Source organism: Pseudomonas sp. JC1203 (genome assembly GCF_056175065.1).
The window spans coordinates 13,284-26,457 of the sequence record NZ_JBWCAM010000001.1; the positions used below are offsets into that span (position 1 = coordinate 13,284).

The window sequence follows — 13,174 nt, forward strand, 5'->3', positions numbered from 1 at the left end:
CGCCCCGCCCTGGGGGGTGGTGGCTGCCCCGGGAGTTTTTCGCCCAAACAGCTCGCTGGCAAGCCAGCTCCCACATCCATGACAACCTCGAAAGGTTGCCGAAAGCTTCAACTACTAGCATCGCCATCACCACCGGCACAGACCGGCGCTATCAAAAACAACAATGGTGATCCTGATGTCCTGCATGCCCCGCCCCCACGCTGTCCGTCCGCCCGTACTCCAACGCCCCCAAGCCCTGCGCTGATACCTGCCTGGAGTACCACCCATGCTGACTTTCCTTGGCTTCGCCATGGTCATCACGTTCATGTGCCTGATCATGACCAAACGCCTGTCCGCGCTGATCGCGCTGATCATCATCCCCATCCTGTTTGCGGTGTTCGGCGGCTTCGGGCCGAAAATCGGGCCGATGATGCTCGAAGGCATCACCAAGCTCGCGCCCACCGGCGTGATGCTGATGTTCGCGATCCTGTACTTCGCCCTGATGATCGACTCCGGCCTGTTCGACCCGGCCGTGCGCAAGATCCTCAAACTGGTAAAGGGTGACCCGCTGAAGGTGTCGGTAGGCACTGCGGTGCTGGCACTGGTGGTGTCGCTGGACGGCGACGGCGCCACCACCTACATGATCTGCGTGGCCGCCATGCTCCCGCTATACAGCCGCCTGGGCATGAGCCCGCGGATCATGGCAGGGCTGATCATCCTGGCCGGCGGGGTGATGAACATGACGCCCTGGGGCGGCCCCACCGCCCGCGCCGCCAGCGCCCTGCACGTAGACCCCTCGGCCATTTTCGTGCCGATGATCCCGGCGATGCTCGCCGGCGTGCTGGCTATCCTGGCCATCGCCTACGGCTACGGCAAGAAAGAGCGCGCGCGCCTGGGTGAGCTGCACCTGCCGGGCGATGAGCCCGACCACGGCGACATCAGCGTCTCGCAATACCCCGACGCCCGCCGGCCAAAACTGTTGTGGTTCAACGGCGCGCTGACCCTGGCCCTGATGGCCGCGCTGATCGCTGGCCTGCTGCCACTGCCGGTGCTGTTCATGATTGCCTTCAGCATCGCCATGATCGTCAACTACCCATGCCTGCAGATGCAGAAAGACCGCATCGCCGCCCACAGCGGCAGCGTGCTGGCGGTGGTGGGGCTAATTTTCGCCGCGGGCATCTTTACCGGCATCCTCAGCGGTACCGGCATGGTCGACGCCATGTCGAAAAGCCTGCTGGCGGTGATTCCCGACGCGTTGGGGCCGTACCTTGCGGTAATCACCGCACTGGTGAGCATGCCCTTCACCTTCTTCATGTCCAACGATGCATTTTATTACGGGGTGTTACCGGTTTTGGCCGAAGCAGCCAGCCATTACGGCATCAGCGCGGTGGACATGGCCAGGGCCTCGATCGTCGGCCAACCCGTGCATTTGCTGAGCCCGCTGGTACCCTCCACCTACCTGCTGGTGGCCCTGGCAGGCATAGAATTCGGTGACCACCAGCGCTTCACCCTCAAGTGGGCAGTGCTGGTATGCCTGTGCATAATGCTCGCCGCGCTGCTGCTGGGTACATTCCCGTTGTTTGGCAGCCGCATCGTCTAAGATTTACCTACCGAAGGCGCACCGCACTGCACGGTGCGCCTCATAACGCTCGAAGGAAAAAACATGGAATGGCTGACCAACCCGGAACTCTGGGTTGCCTTTTTAACGCTTACCGCGCTCGAGATCGTGCTGGGCATCGACAACATCATCATGATCTCGATCCTGGTCAGCCGCATGCCCAAGCACATGCAGCAGCGCACGCGCATCTTTGGCCTGGCGCTGGCCATGATCACGCGCATCCTGCTGCTGTTGTCCATCACCTGGGTGATGCGCCTGACGTCCGACCTGTTCGAAGTGTTCGGCCAGGGCATTTCCGGCCGCGACCTGATCCTGTTCTTCGGCGGCCTGTTCCTGCTGTGGAAAAGCTCGCAGGAGATGTACCACGGCCTGGAAGGCGAGGACGAGGAGAACGATGAGCCGAAAGGCAAGGGTGGCAACTTCCTGTACACCATCATTCAGATCGCCATCATCGACATCGTGTTCTCGCTGGACTCGGTGATCACCGCCGTGGGCATGGTTTCCAACGTGCCGGTGATGGTTGCCGCGATCATTGTGGCCGTGCTGGTGATGATGCTGGCCTCGGGCACCATCAGCAACTTCATCGACAAGCACCCGTCGCTTAAAATGCTGGCGCTGTCGTTCCTGCTGGTGGTGGGCATCGTGCTGATTGCCGAAGCGTTCGACGTGCACATTCCCAAGGGCTACGTGTACTTCGCCATGGCGTTCTCGCTGGCGGTGGAAGCCATCAACATCAAGATGCGCACGGCCATGGCCCGCAAGAAGAAACAGAGCGAGCCGGTGAAACTTCGCAAGGACGTTCCGGGTCAGTAACCCAGGACGCTGCGAGCGAAAGGGGCCGTGATCGGCCCCTTTTTCGTTTGAACGCCGGGTACCGAGGCAAATGTTACAGTTTTGTTTCAGCGCAGCATTTCTTGTGCGATGCTGGCGCTACGGCCCAGGGCCGACTACAGCTTAAACAAGCGCCACATAAAAGTTTTTTACCAATAGTGACGCTGTCGCACATTCATCTACCCCCGTGTTCGGGGGCCTTCCACAGGGGGCCTTTTTTATGCTGACCCTGCTCAATCTGCTTTCGGCAGTGGCACTGCTGATCTGGGGCACGCACATTGTGCGTACGGGCATCCTGCGCGTGTACGGTTCAAACCTGCGCCGCCTGTTGAGCCAGAATATGTCCAAGCGACCGCTGGCGTTCATCGCCGGCATCCTGGTGACCGCCGTGGTGCAGAGCAGCAACGCCACCGCCATGCTCACCACCTCGTTCGTCGGCCAGGGCCTGATGACGCTGACGCCTGCGCTGGCGATCATGCTGGGCGCCGACGTCGGTACCGCGCTGATGTCGCGGGTGCTGACCTTCGACCTGTCGTGGCTGTCACCGTTGCTGATCTTCCTTGGGGTGATCTTCTTCCTCTCGCGCAAACAGACCCGCGTAGGGCAGATGGGCCGCGTGGGCATTGGCCTGGGCCTTATCGTGCTGGCCCTGCAGCTGATTGTCGAAGCCGCCACGCCCATCACCCACGCCCAGGGCGTGAAGGTGCTGTTCGCTTCGCTGACGGGCGACATCCTGCTCGACGCCATCGTCGGCGCGCTGTTCGCCATGATCTCCTACTCCAGCCTGGCAGCGGTGCTGCTTACCGCCACCCTGGCCGAAGCCGGGGTGATCAGCCTGCCGGTGGCCATCGGCCTGGTGATTGGCGCCAACATCGGCAGCGGCATGCTGGCCTTCCTTTCCACCAGCATGCAGAACACGCCGGGGCGCCAGGTAGCGTTGGGCAGCCTGCTGTACAAACTGATCGGCCTGCTGCTGATTGTGCCGGTGCTGGAACCGCTGGCGCGCTGGATGGATACCCTGACCTACGACCCCACCAGCCTGGTCATCGGCTTCCACCTGCTCTACAACACCGTGCGCTGCCTACTGATGCTGGGCACCGTCGGGCCCATGTCGCGGCTGTGCACCTGGTTGCTGCCCGAGCGTGAAGACGCCAATGGCGCCGCCAAGCCCCGCCACCTGGACCTCACCGCTCTGGAAACCCCAAGCCTGGCCCTGGCCAACGCCGTGCGCGAGACCCTGCGCATCGGCGACCTGGTGGAGAACATGCTTGGCGCTGCGCTCAACGTGCTGCGCGGCAGCCAGACGGCCGTGACCCAGGCGGTGCGCAGCCAGGGCGAAGACGTGGAAGTGCTGTACAGCGCCATCAAGCTGTACCTGGCGCAGATGCCCCGCGAAGACCTCAGCGAGCAGGACAGCCGGCGCTGGGCGGAAATCATCGAGCTTGCCATCAACCTCAAGCTGGCCAGCGACCTGATCGAACGCATGCTGCGCAAGATCCAGCAGCAGAAGACCGCGCAGCGCCGCGAGTTTTCCGACGTCGGCCTGGAAGAACTGGCCGGGCTGCACAACCAGCTCATGGCCAACCTGCGCCTGGGGCTGTCGGTGTTCCTCAGCGGCGACCCGGAAAGCGCGCGCCAGCTGCTGCGCGAAAAACGCCGTTTCCGTGCCCAGGAACGTCGCCTGGCCCACGCCCATGTGAGCCGCCTGCAACGTAAAGTGGTACAAAGCATTGAAACCAGCTCGCTGCACCTGGAGCTGATCGCCGACATGAAACGGCTGAATTCGCTGTTCTGCGGCAGCGCCTATGTGGTGCTGGAACATATTGATACCGGAGCCCTGCAAACCGATGCTGTTCCCGACGATGCGCATTCGCCTTGAACGTCCGCTGCCCCCGGCAGTCTGTTTCACAGTCTGAGCCGGTTCCCGCAGGAAGCTTCCCATGCGTTGTCTGCTGTTGCTTTGCCTTTTGTTCAGCTGCACCCAAAGCCAGGCCCTGGATCGCTATAAGGTAGAAGGCTACCTGCTGCCCAATGGCCTGCAGGTGTTGATGAAGCCCGGAGATGACCGCAACCACGTGGCCATCCGCCTGGTGGTGGGCGTGGGCTTCGACGATTTCGCCTGCAACGAGCGCGAGCTGCCGCACCTGCTGGAACACCTGCTGTTCAGCGGCATCGACGGCAGCGGCGAGGGCGGCCTGGAAGAGCGCATGCAGGCGCTTGGCGGCGAGTGGAACGCCTTTACCAGCGACAACGACACCACCTTCGTGATCGAGGCGCCCGCCGCCAACCAACGCAAGGTGCTGGACCTGTTGCTGGAAGTGGTCACCAAAACTGTCATCGATGAAAAGGCCCTGGATATATCGCGGCGCATCGTCGAGCGCGAGGACGGCGGCCATTATTCACACCTGCAACGCTGGCTGGACAAGCAGGGCGTGGGCCATGCCGCCAGCGACCAACTGGCCATGGAGCTGGGCCTGAAATGCACCGAACGCTCGCCGGTGCGCGACATGACCCTGGCCCAGGTGGAGGCGGTGCGCAAGAACTGGTACGCGCCCAACAACATGACCCTGATCGTGGTCGGCGGCCTGGACAAGGTGCTGCCGGCCTACCTTGAGCGCACCTGGGCGAGCCTGGATGCGGTCAAGCCCACCGAGCATCCGGACATCCCCGTCACCCTGCACAGCGCCGCCCAGGAGCGCACCCTCAGCCTCGGCTGGCTGGGCGATGGCGCCAAGCTGCACTGGTTCTTCCCCGAGCCTGAACTGAACGATGACGTGCCCGATGCCGCCCTGGACCTGGTGCAGGTGTACATGGAATGGGCGCTGTACAAGGAACTGCGGCTTGATCACGAACTGTCCTACGGCCCGTGGAGCCAGCGCGAGGCCTTCGGTGACACCGGCCTGCTGAGCCTGAATGCTGACCTTGACCGCGCCGACGTCGATCAGGCGCGGCAACGGGTCGCCGAGATGATTGCCCGGCTGAAGAAGGATGGCCTCGATGCCGCCACCTTCGAACGCCTGCGCCAGGCCACCATCTCGCGGCAGGGCTGGACGGTGCAGGGCAATAGCCAGCTCGCCGACTTCTACTGGAACGCCCTGCCCACCTACGACAAGGGCCGCTTCGAAGACCCCACCCGCGACCTGCGCAAGGTCACCCTGGCCCAGGCCGACGCCGCCATGCGCCAAGTGTTCAAGGGCCCGGGGTACGTACGCATCGAGCAGCCGCTGCTCAGCTACGACCAACTCTACAGCCTGGGCGTTGTCGTATTGGTATTGTGCGGCCTGGGCCTGCTGGGGTGGGGCGCGTTGCGGCACAAACGCCACTAGTCGCGCATTCGGGGAGGCAAGGGGGTATCCTTGGCGGCGTTTTTTCCAGCACCTGCCAAGACCGCCGAAATGCCCTTACTGATCCTGCGCATCATCGAACTCATCAAGCGCTACCCCGGGGTGATCGCCCTGGGCGGCTTCATCACGGGCATCGGCAGCTTCATCCTGGTGGACCGCCAGGCCAAGCTGGCCAGCTGGATCGCCGTGCTGATGCTGGTGAGCTGGGTGTGGCTGATGGTCGAGCAAAGCGCCACGCGCTGGTTCAGCCGGCGCTTCAAGCGCGAGATCCCCGAGCCGCTGCTGCGCTACGCCACGCAGATGATCCATCAGGAAAGCCTGTTTTTCGTACTGCCGTTCTTCTACACGACTACAACCTGGAACAGCGGCCAGTTGGTGTTCACCGGCCTGCTGACGCTTGCGGGCCTGGCGTCGATCACCGACCCGCTGTACTACAAGTTCGTGGCGCCGCGGCGCTGGCTGTTCCTGGCCATGCACACGCTGACGCTGTTCGCCTCGATGCTGACCGCATTGCCGATCATCCTGCACCTCACCACCTCGCAAAGCTACGAGTGGGCGCTGGGCACGGCCATGCTGCTGTCGTTCCCCAGCCTTGCCGCCAGTTTCCCCATCAACCACTGGCGACGGGCCCTGGCGCTGGTGCTGGCGACCCTGGCGGTGGGCGGCTGCGGCTGGATGATGCGCTCGTGGGTGCCGCCGGCCACGCTGTGGATGACCGAGTCGGCGGTAACCCTGGAAATGGACAACGCCAACCGCACCCACGGCGACAGCATCAAGAACGTGTCGGCCAGCCAGGTGCGCGCCAACGGCCTGTACGCCTACACCGCCGTCAACGCCCCGCGCGGGCTGGAGGAGCGCATCTACCACGTGTGGAAATTCAACGGCAAGGAAGTCGACCGCATCGCGCTGGACATCCACGGCGGCCGCGACGAAGGCTACCGCGCCTGGACCCACAAGATGAACCTGCCGGCCAACCCGGTGGGCAAATGGCAGGTACAGATCCTCACCGAAGACGGGCAGATGATCGGCGTGCTGCGCTTCAAGGTCACCGACGACAACCCGGCCCGCGCCCTGTAGCAGCGGCCGCAGGCCGCGTCCCAGACGCCGCGAACTACCTGGCAAACCGCGAGCGCCGATGACGCAGCCTGGCGGCAGCTGCTACGCTCGTGTGCATGACTACTCTCGCAGCCGGCGGCCAAGCCTTACTGGACACCAGCACGCAGCCACCGCGCCTGCGCATCAGCGGTGACTGGACGCTTCCCCACTATGCGCGCCTGCGCCAGCTGACCCGCCAGCTGGCCGACCAATACGACGCCAGCACCCCCATCAACCTCGACCAGCTGGGTGCCATCGACACTGCCGGCGCCTCGCTGCTGGTGGAGCTGTTGGGCGCCGAGCGCCTCGGCAGCCTGGCCGAAACTGCCGTGCACCTGCCGGGCGCCAGCCGCGCCCTGCTGCAGACGGTGTACCGCTCGATGCAGGACTTCTGCGAACCGGCCAAAGAGCCCGAACGCAACATTACCGTGCAGTTGCTCAGCCGCATCGGCACCGCGGTGTACACCGTGTGGCAGGACACCCTGCAGCTGCTGGGCTTCATCGGCCTGATCCTCGAAACCCTGGCCCGCTGCCTGCTGCGCCCGCGCCGCTGGCGCACCACCGCGGTGGTCGCGCACATTGAACAGACCGGCCTGGACGCCGCGCCCATCGTCGCCCTGCTGACCTTCCTGGTCGGCGCCGTGGTGGCGTTCCTCGGCGCCACCATTCTTGCCAACTTCGGCGCCAGCATCTTCACCGTCAACCTGGTGGCCTTCTCGTTCCTGCGCGAATTCGGCGTGCTGCTGACCGCCATCCTCATGGCGGGCCGCACTGCCAGCGCCTTTACCGCGCAGATCGGTTCGATGAAAGCCAACGAGGAAATCGACGCCATCCGCACCCTGGGGTTGGACCCCATGGAGCTGTTGGTAGTACCCCGCGTGCTGGCCCTGCTGGTGGCACTGCCGGCGCTGACCTTCCTGGCCATGCTGTGCGGCATCATTGGCGGCGGGGTGGTGTGCGCGCTGTCGCTGGGGATCTCCCCGGCCATGTTCCTGTCCAAGCTACAGGCCGACATCAGCGTGCAACACTTCCTGGTGGGCCTGGTGAAAGCCCCGGTGTTCGCCTTCATCATCGCCGCCATTGGCTGCCTGGAAGGCTTCAAGGTCAGCGGCAGCGCCGAATCGGTAGGGGCGCACACCACTTCCAGCGTGGTGCAGTCGATTTTCGTGGTGATTGTGCTGGACGCCGTGGCCGCGCTGTTTTTCATGGAGATACGCTGGTGAACTGGACCGTAGCAGCGCCCCACATTCCGGTCATCAAGGTGCGCGGCCTGTGCAACCGCTTCGGCCGCCAGGTGGTGCACGAACAGCTGGACCTGGACCTCAACCGTGGCGAGATCCTGGCCGTGGTGGGTGGTTCGGGCAGCGGCAAGTCGGTGCTGTTGCGCAGCATCGTCGGCCTGCGCCGCCCCGACGAAGGCAACATCCAGGTGCTGGGCCAGGACCTGGGCATGCTCGACGACCAGGGCCGTTCCCAGGTGGAACGGCGCTTCGGCGTACTGTTCCAGAAGGGCGCGCTGTTCTCCTCGCTGACCGTGACCGAGAACGTCGCCCTGCCGTTGATAGAGCACGCCGGCCTGAGCCGCGCCGACGCCGAGCACCTGGCTTGCGTGAAACTGGCGCTGGCCGGGCTGCCGCTGTCGGCGGCCAACAAGTACCCGGCATCGCTGTCGGGCGGCATGATCAAGCGCGCTGCCCTGGCCCGGGCCCTGGCGCTGGACCCGGACATCCTGTTCCTCGACGAACCCACCGCCGGCCTTGACCCCATCGGCGCCGCCGCTTTCGACCAGTTGATCCTCACCCTGCGCGACGCCCTGGGCCTGAGCGTGTTCCTGGTCACCCACGACCTGGACACCCTCTACACCATCACCGACCGGGTGGCCGTGCTGTCGCAGAAACGCGTGCTGGTGGCCGCGCCCATCGCCCAGGTGGCTGCTACGCCGGACGCCTGGATTCACGAATACTTTCACGGCCCTCGCGGCCGGGCAGCGTGGCAGGCTGCTTCGACGCACAACGAGGTGTGACATGGAAACCCGCGCCCATCACGTGTTGATCGGCCTGTTCACCGTTCTTGTGGTGGTCGGCGCCTTGCTGTTCGGCTTGTGGCTGGCAAAATCCAGCGTCGACAGCGCGTTCAACGACTACGAAGTGGTGTTCAACGAAGCCGTCACCGGCCTGTCGCGGGGCAGCTCGGTGCAATATAGCGGCATCAAGGTGGGCGACGTGACCCAACTGCGCCTGGACCCCAAAGACCCCCGCCGGGTACTGGCGCAGATCCGCCTGACCGGCGAAACCCCGGTCAAGCAGGACACCCAGGCCAAGCTTGCGCTCAACGGCATCACCGGCACCTCCATCATCCAGCTCAGCGGCGGTACCCCGCAAAGCCCGGCGCTGAAGGGCGAGAAGGGCGGCTTGCCGGTAATCGTCGCCTCGCCGTCGCCCATCGCCCGCCTGCTGACCAACAGCAATGACCTGATGGCCAGCGTCAACCAGCTGCTGTCCAACGCCAACCGCCTGCTGTCCACGGAAAACGTCGACCGCTTCAGCGCCACCCTGGAGCACGTGGAACAGGTGAGCGGCAGCATCGCCGCCCAGCGCGAGCAGATCAGCCAGGTGATCAGCCAGGCGGCGGGCACCATGAACCAGGCCGGCCAACTGGTGCACAACGCCAATGGCCTGCTCAACCAGCAGGGCCGCCAGGCCATGGGCAGCGCGCAGCAGGCGATGCAGTCGCTGCAGCAGAGCGCCGCCACCCTCAATACCCTGCTGGTAAACAACCGCGACGCCGTCAACGGCGGCCTGCAGGGCCTGAACCAGCTGGCACCGGCCATCCGTGAACTGCGCGACACCCTCACTGCGCTCAAGGCCATCACCCAACGGCTGCAGGCCAACCCCAGCGGTTACCTGCTGGGCCGCGACCAGAACAAGGAGTTTGAACCATGAGTGGCGTGCTTCGTGGGGTGCTGCTGGCCGTGGCCATCGGGCTGCTGCCCGCCTGTTCGATACTGCCCAAGGCCGAGCCGGCCGACGTCTACCGCCTGCCCACGGCGGTAACCACGCCCCACGGCGGCCCCAGCCTGCCCTGGACGCTGCGCATCGGCAAACCCCAGGCCAGTGATGCCCTGAACAGCCCGCGCATCGCAGTGCTGCCCCAGGGCGATGTGGTGAGCAGCTACAAAGGCGCGCGCTGGAGTGACCCGGCGCCGGTGCTGTTGCGCAACCGGCTGCTCGACGCGTTCATCAGCGACGGCCGCCTGCGCGGCCTGAGCAACGACGACAGCACCGTGCAGGCCGATTTCGAGCTGGGTGGCCAGTTGCAGGCGTTCCAGAGTGAATACGCCGCGGGCGGCGTCAGCGTGCGCGTGCGCCTGGACGCACGGCTGGTGGATGGCCGCAGCCAGCGCATCATCGCCAGCCGCCGCTTCGAGGTCACCCAGCCGGTGGCTGGCTCCGCAGTGCCGAGGGTGGTGGCCGCCTTCGGCCTGGCCAGCGACCGGCTCAGCGCCCAGGTAATCGAATGGAGCCTGGCTCAGGCCGCGGTGGCGCCGAAGAACCAGTAGCACACGGCAATGGCCGCCACCACGCCGGAGAACTCCGCCAGCAGCGCGCAGCCCACGGCGTGGCGGGCACGCTGAATGCCCACGGCGCCGAAATACACGGCCAGCACGTAGAAGGTAGTCTCGGTGCTGCCCTGGATGGTGGCGGCCACCAGCGCCGGGAAGCTGTCCACGCCCTTGCTCTGCATGGTCTCGATCAGCATGGCGCGCGCGGCACTGCCGGAAAACGGCTTGACCATGGCGGTGGGCAGGGCGTCGACGAAACGGGTGTCCAGGCCCAGCCACTGCACCACATGGCGAATGCCGTCGAGGCCGAACTCCAGCGCACCGGACGCACGCAGCACGCCGATGGCGCAAAGCATGGCCACGAGGTACGGCAGCAGGTTCTTGGCCACGTCGAAGCCTTCCTTCGCGCCCTCCACGAAGGTTTCATAGACCTTGACCTTGCGCAGCGCGCCGATGACCAGGAACAGCATGATCAGGCCGAACAGCGTCAGGTTGCCCAGGATCGACGACAGGCTGGCCAGCGCCGCCGCCGACATGCCCGCCAGCATGGCCATGAACGCGCCCAGCAGCAGCGCGCCGGGAATCAGGTAGGCCAGCACCACTGGGTCCCACAGGCGCAGGCGCTGCATCACCGCTACCGACAGCAGGCCCACCAGGGTGGAGGCGCTGGTGGCCAGCAGGATGGGCAGGAATACCAGGGTCGGGTCCATGGCGCCCTGCTGGGCGCGGTACATGAAGATGGTCACCGGCAGCAGGGTCAGCGACGAGGCGTTGAGCACCAGGAACAGGATCTGCGCGTTGCTGGCGGTGGTAGTGCTGGGGTTCAGCTCCTGCAGCGAGCGCATGGCCTTGAGGCCAATGGGCGTGGCGGCGTTATCCAGGCCCAGGGCATTGGCGGCGAAGTTCAGGGTAATCAGGCCCAGGGCAGGGTGGCCGCGGGGCACTTCGGGCATCAGGCGGGCAAACAGCGGGCCCAGCACCTTGGCCAGCCAGTCGACGATGCCCGCCTTCTCGGCAATGCGCAGGAAGCCCAGCCACAGGGTCAGGGTACCGAACAGCAGCACCATCACCTCGACCGACAGCTTGGCCATGGCGAAGATGCTTTCCACCATGGCCGCGAAGATCCCGGCATTGCCGCCCACCAGCCACTGGGCCATGGCGGACACCGCCGCCACCACGAAAAAGCCGAGCCAAAGGCCGTTAAGCATCAGTCATACCCCGAAGAAGTTGCGGCGAATGATAGCGGCCCCCGTCCAGAAACGACAAACCCCGACGCTGGGGTCGGGGTTTGTGGGGGTGCAAGGGTGCGCTTACTCAGCAACAGCCTTGCCGGCAGCGGCTTCCTTGCTGCGCCAGTGCGGCAGCGAGTTCCAGTAGCGCGCGCCCTTGGCGTCGTCGTACATGCCTTCCCAGCGCGAGATGACCAGCACGGCCAGGGCATTGCCGATCACGTTCAGCGCAGTACGCGCCATGTCCATGATGCGGTCGACACCGGCGATGAAGGCCAGGCCTTCCAGCGGGATGCCCACGCTGCCCAAGGTGGCCAGCAGCACAACGAAGGACACGCCCGGCACGCCGGCGATACCCTTGGAGGTAACCATCAGGGTCAGCACCAGCATCACCTGCTGGCTGATCGACAGGTCGATGCCGTACAGCTGGGCGATGAAGATGGCCGCGATGCTCTGGTACAGGGTCGAACCGTCGAGGTTGAACGAGTAGCCGGTCGGTACCACGAAGCTGCTGATGGCCTTCGGCGCGCCGTAGGCTTCCATCTTCTCGATCACGCGCGGCAGCACGGTCTCGGAGCTTGCAGTGGAGTAGGCCAGTACCAGTTCATCCTTGAAGATACGGAACAGCTTGAACACCGAGAAGCCGAACAGCTTGGCAACCAGGCCCAGTACGCCAATGGCAAAGAACAGGATGGCGACGTAAACCAGAATCACCAGCTTGGCCAGCGGCAGCAGCGAGCTGAAGCCGAAGTTGGCGACGGTCACGGCGATCAGGGCAAACACACCGATCGGCGCGTAGTTCATGATCATGTGGGTGACCTTGAACATGGTCTCCGACACGCCCTGGAAAATCTTCACCAGCGGCTCGCGGGTTTCACCCGGCAGGCTCGACAGGCCCAGGCCGAAGAACACCGAGAAGAAGATGATCGGCAGCATGTCGCCACGGGCGATGGCGGCGAAAATGTTCGACGGGATCAGATTCAGGATGGTAGCGATGAACGCGTGGTCATGGGACACCTCGGAGGTGGTCTTCTCGTATTGCGAGATGTCCACGGTACCCAGGGTGCTCATGTCGATGCCGGTTCCAGGGTGGAACACGTTGGCCAGCAGCAGGCCCACGACGATCGCGATGGTAGTCACCACCTCGAAATACAGGATGGTCTTGAGGCCGATACGGCCCAGCTTCTTCGCGTCGCCCACTCCGGCGATACCGACGACCAGTGACGAAATCACGATCGGGATAACGATCATCTTGATCAGGCGAATGAAGATGTCACCAGCCGGTTGCAGGACGTTACTGATCCACCAGGCCTTTTCAGCACTGAAGTGGTTGAGCAGCGCGCCTAATGCAATGCCCAGTACCAGACCGATGAGGATCTGCCAGGCGAGGCTGAGTTTTGCCTTCTTCATATTATTACCCTTGCTTCAAGTGAATCCGGGACATCTGCGTTAGATCCGCCAGAACCCCCGGGCTTGAGCCGTTGGAAGCTCTTGATGGCAGGTCTGCGGATGCCCC

11 protein-coding genes are annotated in these 13,174 nt (G+C 64.5%); 9 read left to right on the top strand and 2 right to left on the bottom strand.

Translation table 11 applies throughout. From position 1 onward, the window contains the following. Positions 1–265: 265 nt before the first annotated feature. The 9 genes from AC0SZ7_RS00065 (at position 266) to AC0SZ7_RS00105 (ending at position 10,426) form a co-directional block, all read left to right on the top strand. Positions 266–1,579: a CitMHS family transporter gene (locus AC0SZ7_RS00065; RefSeq protein WP_475502421.1), complete on the top strand. Its 1,314-nt coding sequence runs from the start codon at positions 266–268 to the stop codon at positions 1,577–1,579. Positions 1,580–1,642: 63 nt separating this feature from the next. After that, the gene (locus AC0SZ7_RS00070; protein ID WP_475502422.1) at positions 1,643–2,410 is read left to right on the top strand and encodes a TerC family protein; all 768 of its coding nucleotides are present in this window, start codon (positions 1,643–1,645) and stop codon (positions 2,408–2,410) included. Positions 2,411–2,648: 238 nt separating this feature from the next. Beyond that, positions 2,649–4,307, top strand: a complete 1,659-nt coding sequence (locus AC0SZ7_RS00075) for a Na/Pi cotransporter family protein (protein WP_475502423.1) — start codon at positions 2,649–2,651, stop codon at positions 4,305–4,307. A gap of 61 nt (positions 4,308–4,368) precedes the next feature. Beyond that, entirely contained in the window at positions 4,369–5,754 is a 1,386-nt protein-coding gene (locus tag AC0SZ7_RS00080; RefSeq protein WP_475502424.1) for a M16 family metallopeptidase, read from the top strand. Between the two features lie 69 nt (positions 5,755–5,823). Continuing rightward, positions 5,824–6,849 (top strand): DUF5924 family protein, encoded by a 1,026-nt coding sequence (locus AC0SZ7_RS00085; protein WP_475502425.1) that lies wholly within the window; start codon positions 5,824–5,826, stop codon positions 6,847–6,849. Between the two features lie 95 nt (positions 6,850–6,944). After that, complete coding sequence (locus AC0SZ7_RS00090; RefSeq protein ID WP_475502426.1) at positions 6,945–8,090, top strand: ABC transporter permease; 1,146 nt, start codon at positions 6,945–6,947, stop codon at positions 8,088–8,090. Positions 8,091–8,113: 23 nt separating this feature from the next. Next, positions 8,114–8,890, top strand: coding sequence for an ABC transporter ATP-binding protein (locus AC0SZ7_RS00095; protein WP_475502960.1), 777 nt, complete (start codon positions 8,114–8,116; stop codon positions 8,888–8,890). Position 8,891: 1 nt separating this feature from the next. Next, positions 8,892–9,809: an MlaD family protein gene (locus AC0SZ7_RS00100; protein WP_475502427.1), complete on the top strand. Its 918-nt coding sequence runs from the start codon at positions 8,892–8,894 to the stop codon at positions 9,807–9,809. Beyond that, the gene (locus AC0SZ7_RS00105) at positions 9,806–10,426 is read left to right on the top strand and encodes an ABC-type transport auxiliary lipoprotein family protein (protein WP_475502428.1); all 621 of its coding nucleotides are present in this window, start codon (positions 9,806–9,808) and stop codon (positions 10,424–10,426) included. The genes AC0SZ7_RS00100 and AC0SZ7_RS00105 overlap by 4 nt, the downstream gene beginning before the upstream one ends. Here AC0SZ7_RS00105 and AC0SZ7_RS00110 read toward each other — a convergent pair. Together AC0SZ7_RS00110 and gltP are read right to left on the bottom strand one after the other, a co-directional pair. After that, the gene (locus tag AC0SZ7_RS00110) at positions 10,396–11,637 is read right to left on the bottom strand and encodes a nucleoside recognition domain-containing protein (protein ID WP_475502429.1); all 1,242 of its coding nucleotides are present in this window, start codon (positions 11,635–11,637) and stop codon (positions 10,396–10,398) included. The genes AC0SZ7_RS00105 and AC0SZ7_RS00110 overlap by 31 nt on opposite strands. Positions 11,638–11,739: 102 nt before the next feature. Beyond that, positions 11,740–13,068, bottom strand: coding sequence for a glutamate/aspartate:proton symporter GltP (gltP, locus tag AC0SZ7_RS00115; protein WP_475502430.1), 1,329 nt, complete (start codon positions 13,066–13,068; stop codon positions 11,740–11,742). Between the last annotated feature and the right edge of the window lie 106 nt (positions 13,069–13,174).

What these genes read in the sequence shown, in the direction of transcription:
- AC0SZ7_RS00065 (WP_475502421.1), top strand. Translation starts at nt 266, where the DNA reads ATGCTGACTTTCCTTGGCTTCGCCATGGTCATCACGTTCATGTGCCTG.
- AC0SZ7_RS00070 (WP_475502422.1), top strand. Translation starts at nt 1,643, where the DNA reads ATGGAATGGCTGACCAACCCGGAACTCTGGGTTGCCTTTTTAACGCTT.
- AC0SZ7_RS00075 (WP_475502423.1), top strand. Translation starts at nt 2,649, where the DNA reads ATGCTGACCCTGCTCAATCTGCTTTCGGCAGTGGCACTGCTGATCTGG.
- AC0SZ7_RS00080 (WP_475502424.1), top strand. Translation starts at nt 4,369, where the DNA reads ATGCGTTGTCTGCTGTTGCTTTGCCTTTTGTTCAGCTGCACCCAAAGC.
- AC0SZ7_RS00085 (WP_475502425.1), top strand. Translation starts at nt 5,824, where the DNA reads ATGCCCTTACTGATCCTGCGCATCATCGAACTCATCAAGCGCTACCCC.
- AC0SZ7_RS00090 (WP_475502426.1), top strand. Translation starts at nt 6,945, where the DNA reads ATGACTACTCTCGCAGCCGGCGGCCAAGCCTTACTGGACACCAGCACG.
- AC0SZ7_RS00100 (WP_475502427.1), top strand. Translation starts at nt 8,892, where the DNA reads ATGGAAACCCGCGCCCATCACGTGTTGATCGGCCTGTTCACCGTTCTT.
- AC0SZ7_RS00105 (WP_475502428.1), top strand. Translation starts at nt 9,806, where the DNA reads ATGAGTGGCGTGCTTCGTGGGGTGCTGCTGGCCGTGGCCATCGGGCTG.
- AC0SZ7_RS00110 (WP_475502429.1), bottom strand. Translation starts at nt 11,637, where the DNA reads ATGCTTAACGGCCTTTGGCTCGGCTTTTTCGTGGTGGCGGCGGTGTCC.
- gltP (WP_475502430.1), bottom strand. Translation starts at nt 13,068, where the DNA reads ATGAAGAAGGCAAAACTCAGCCTCGCCTGGCAGATCCTCATCGGTCTG.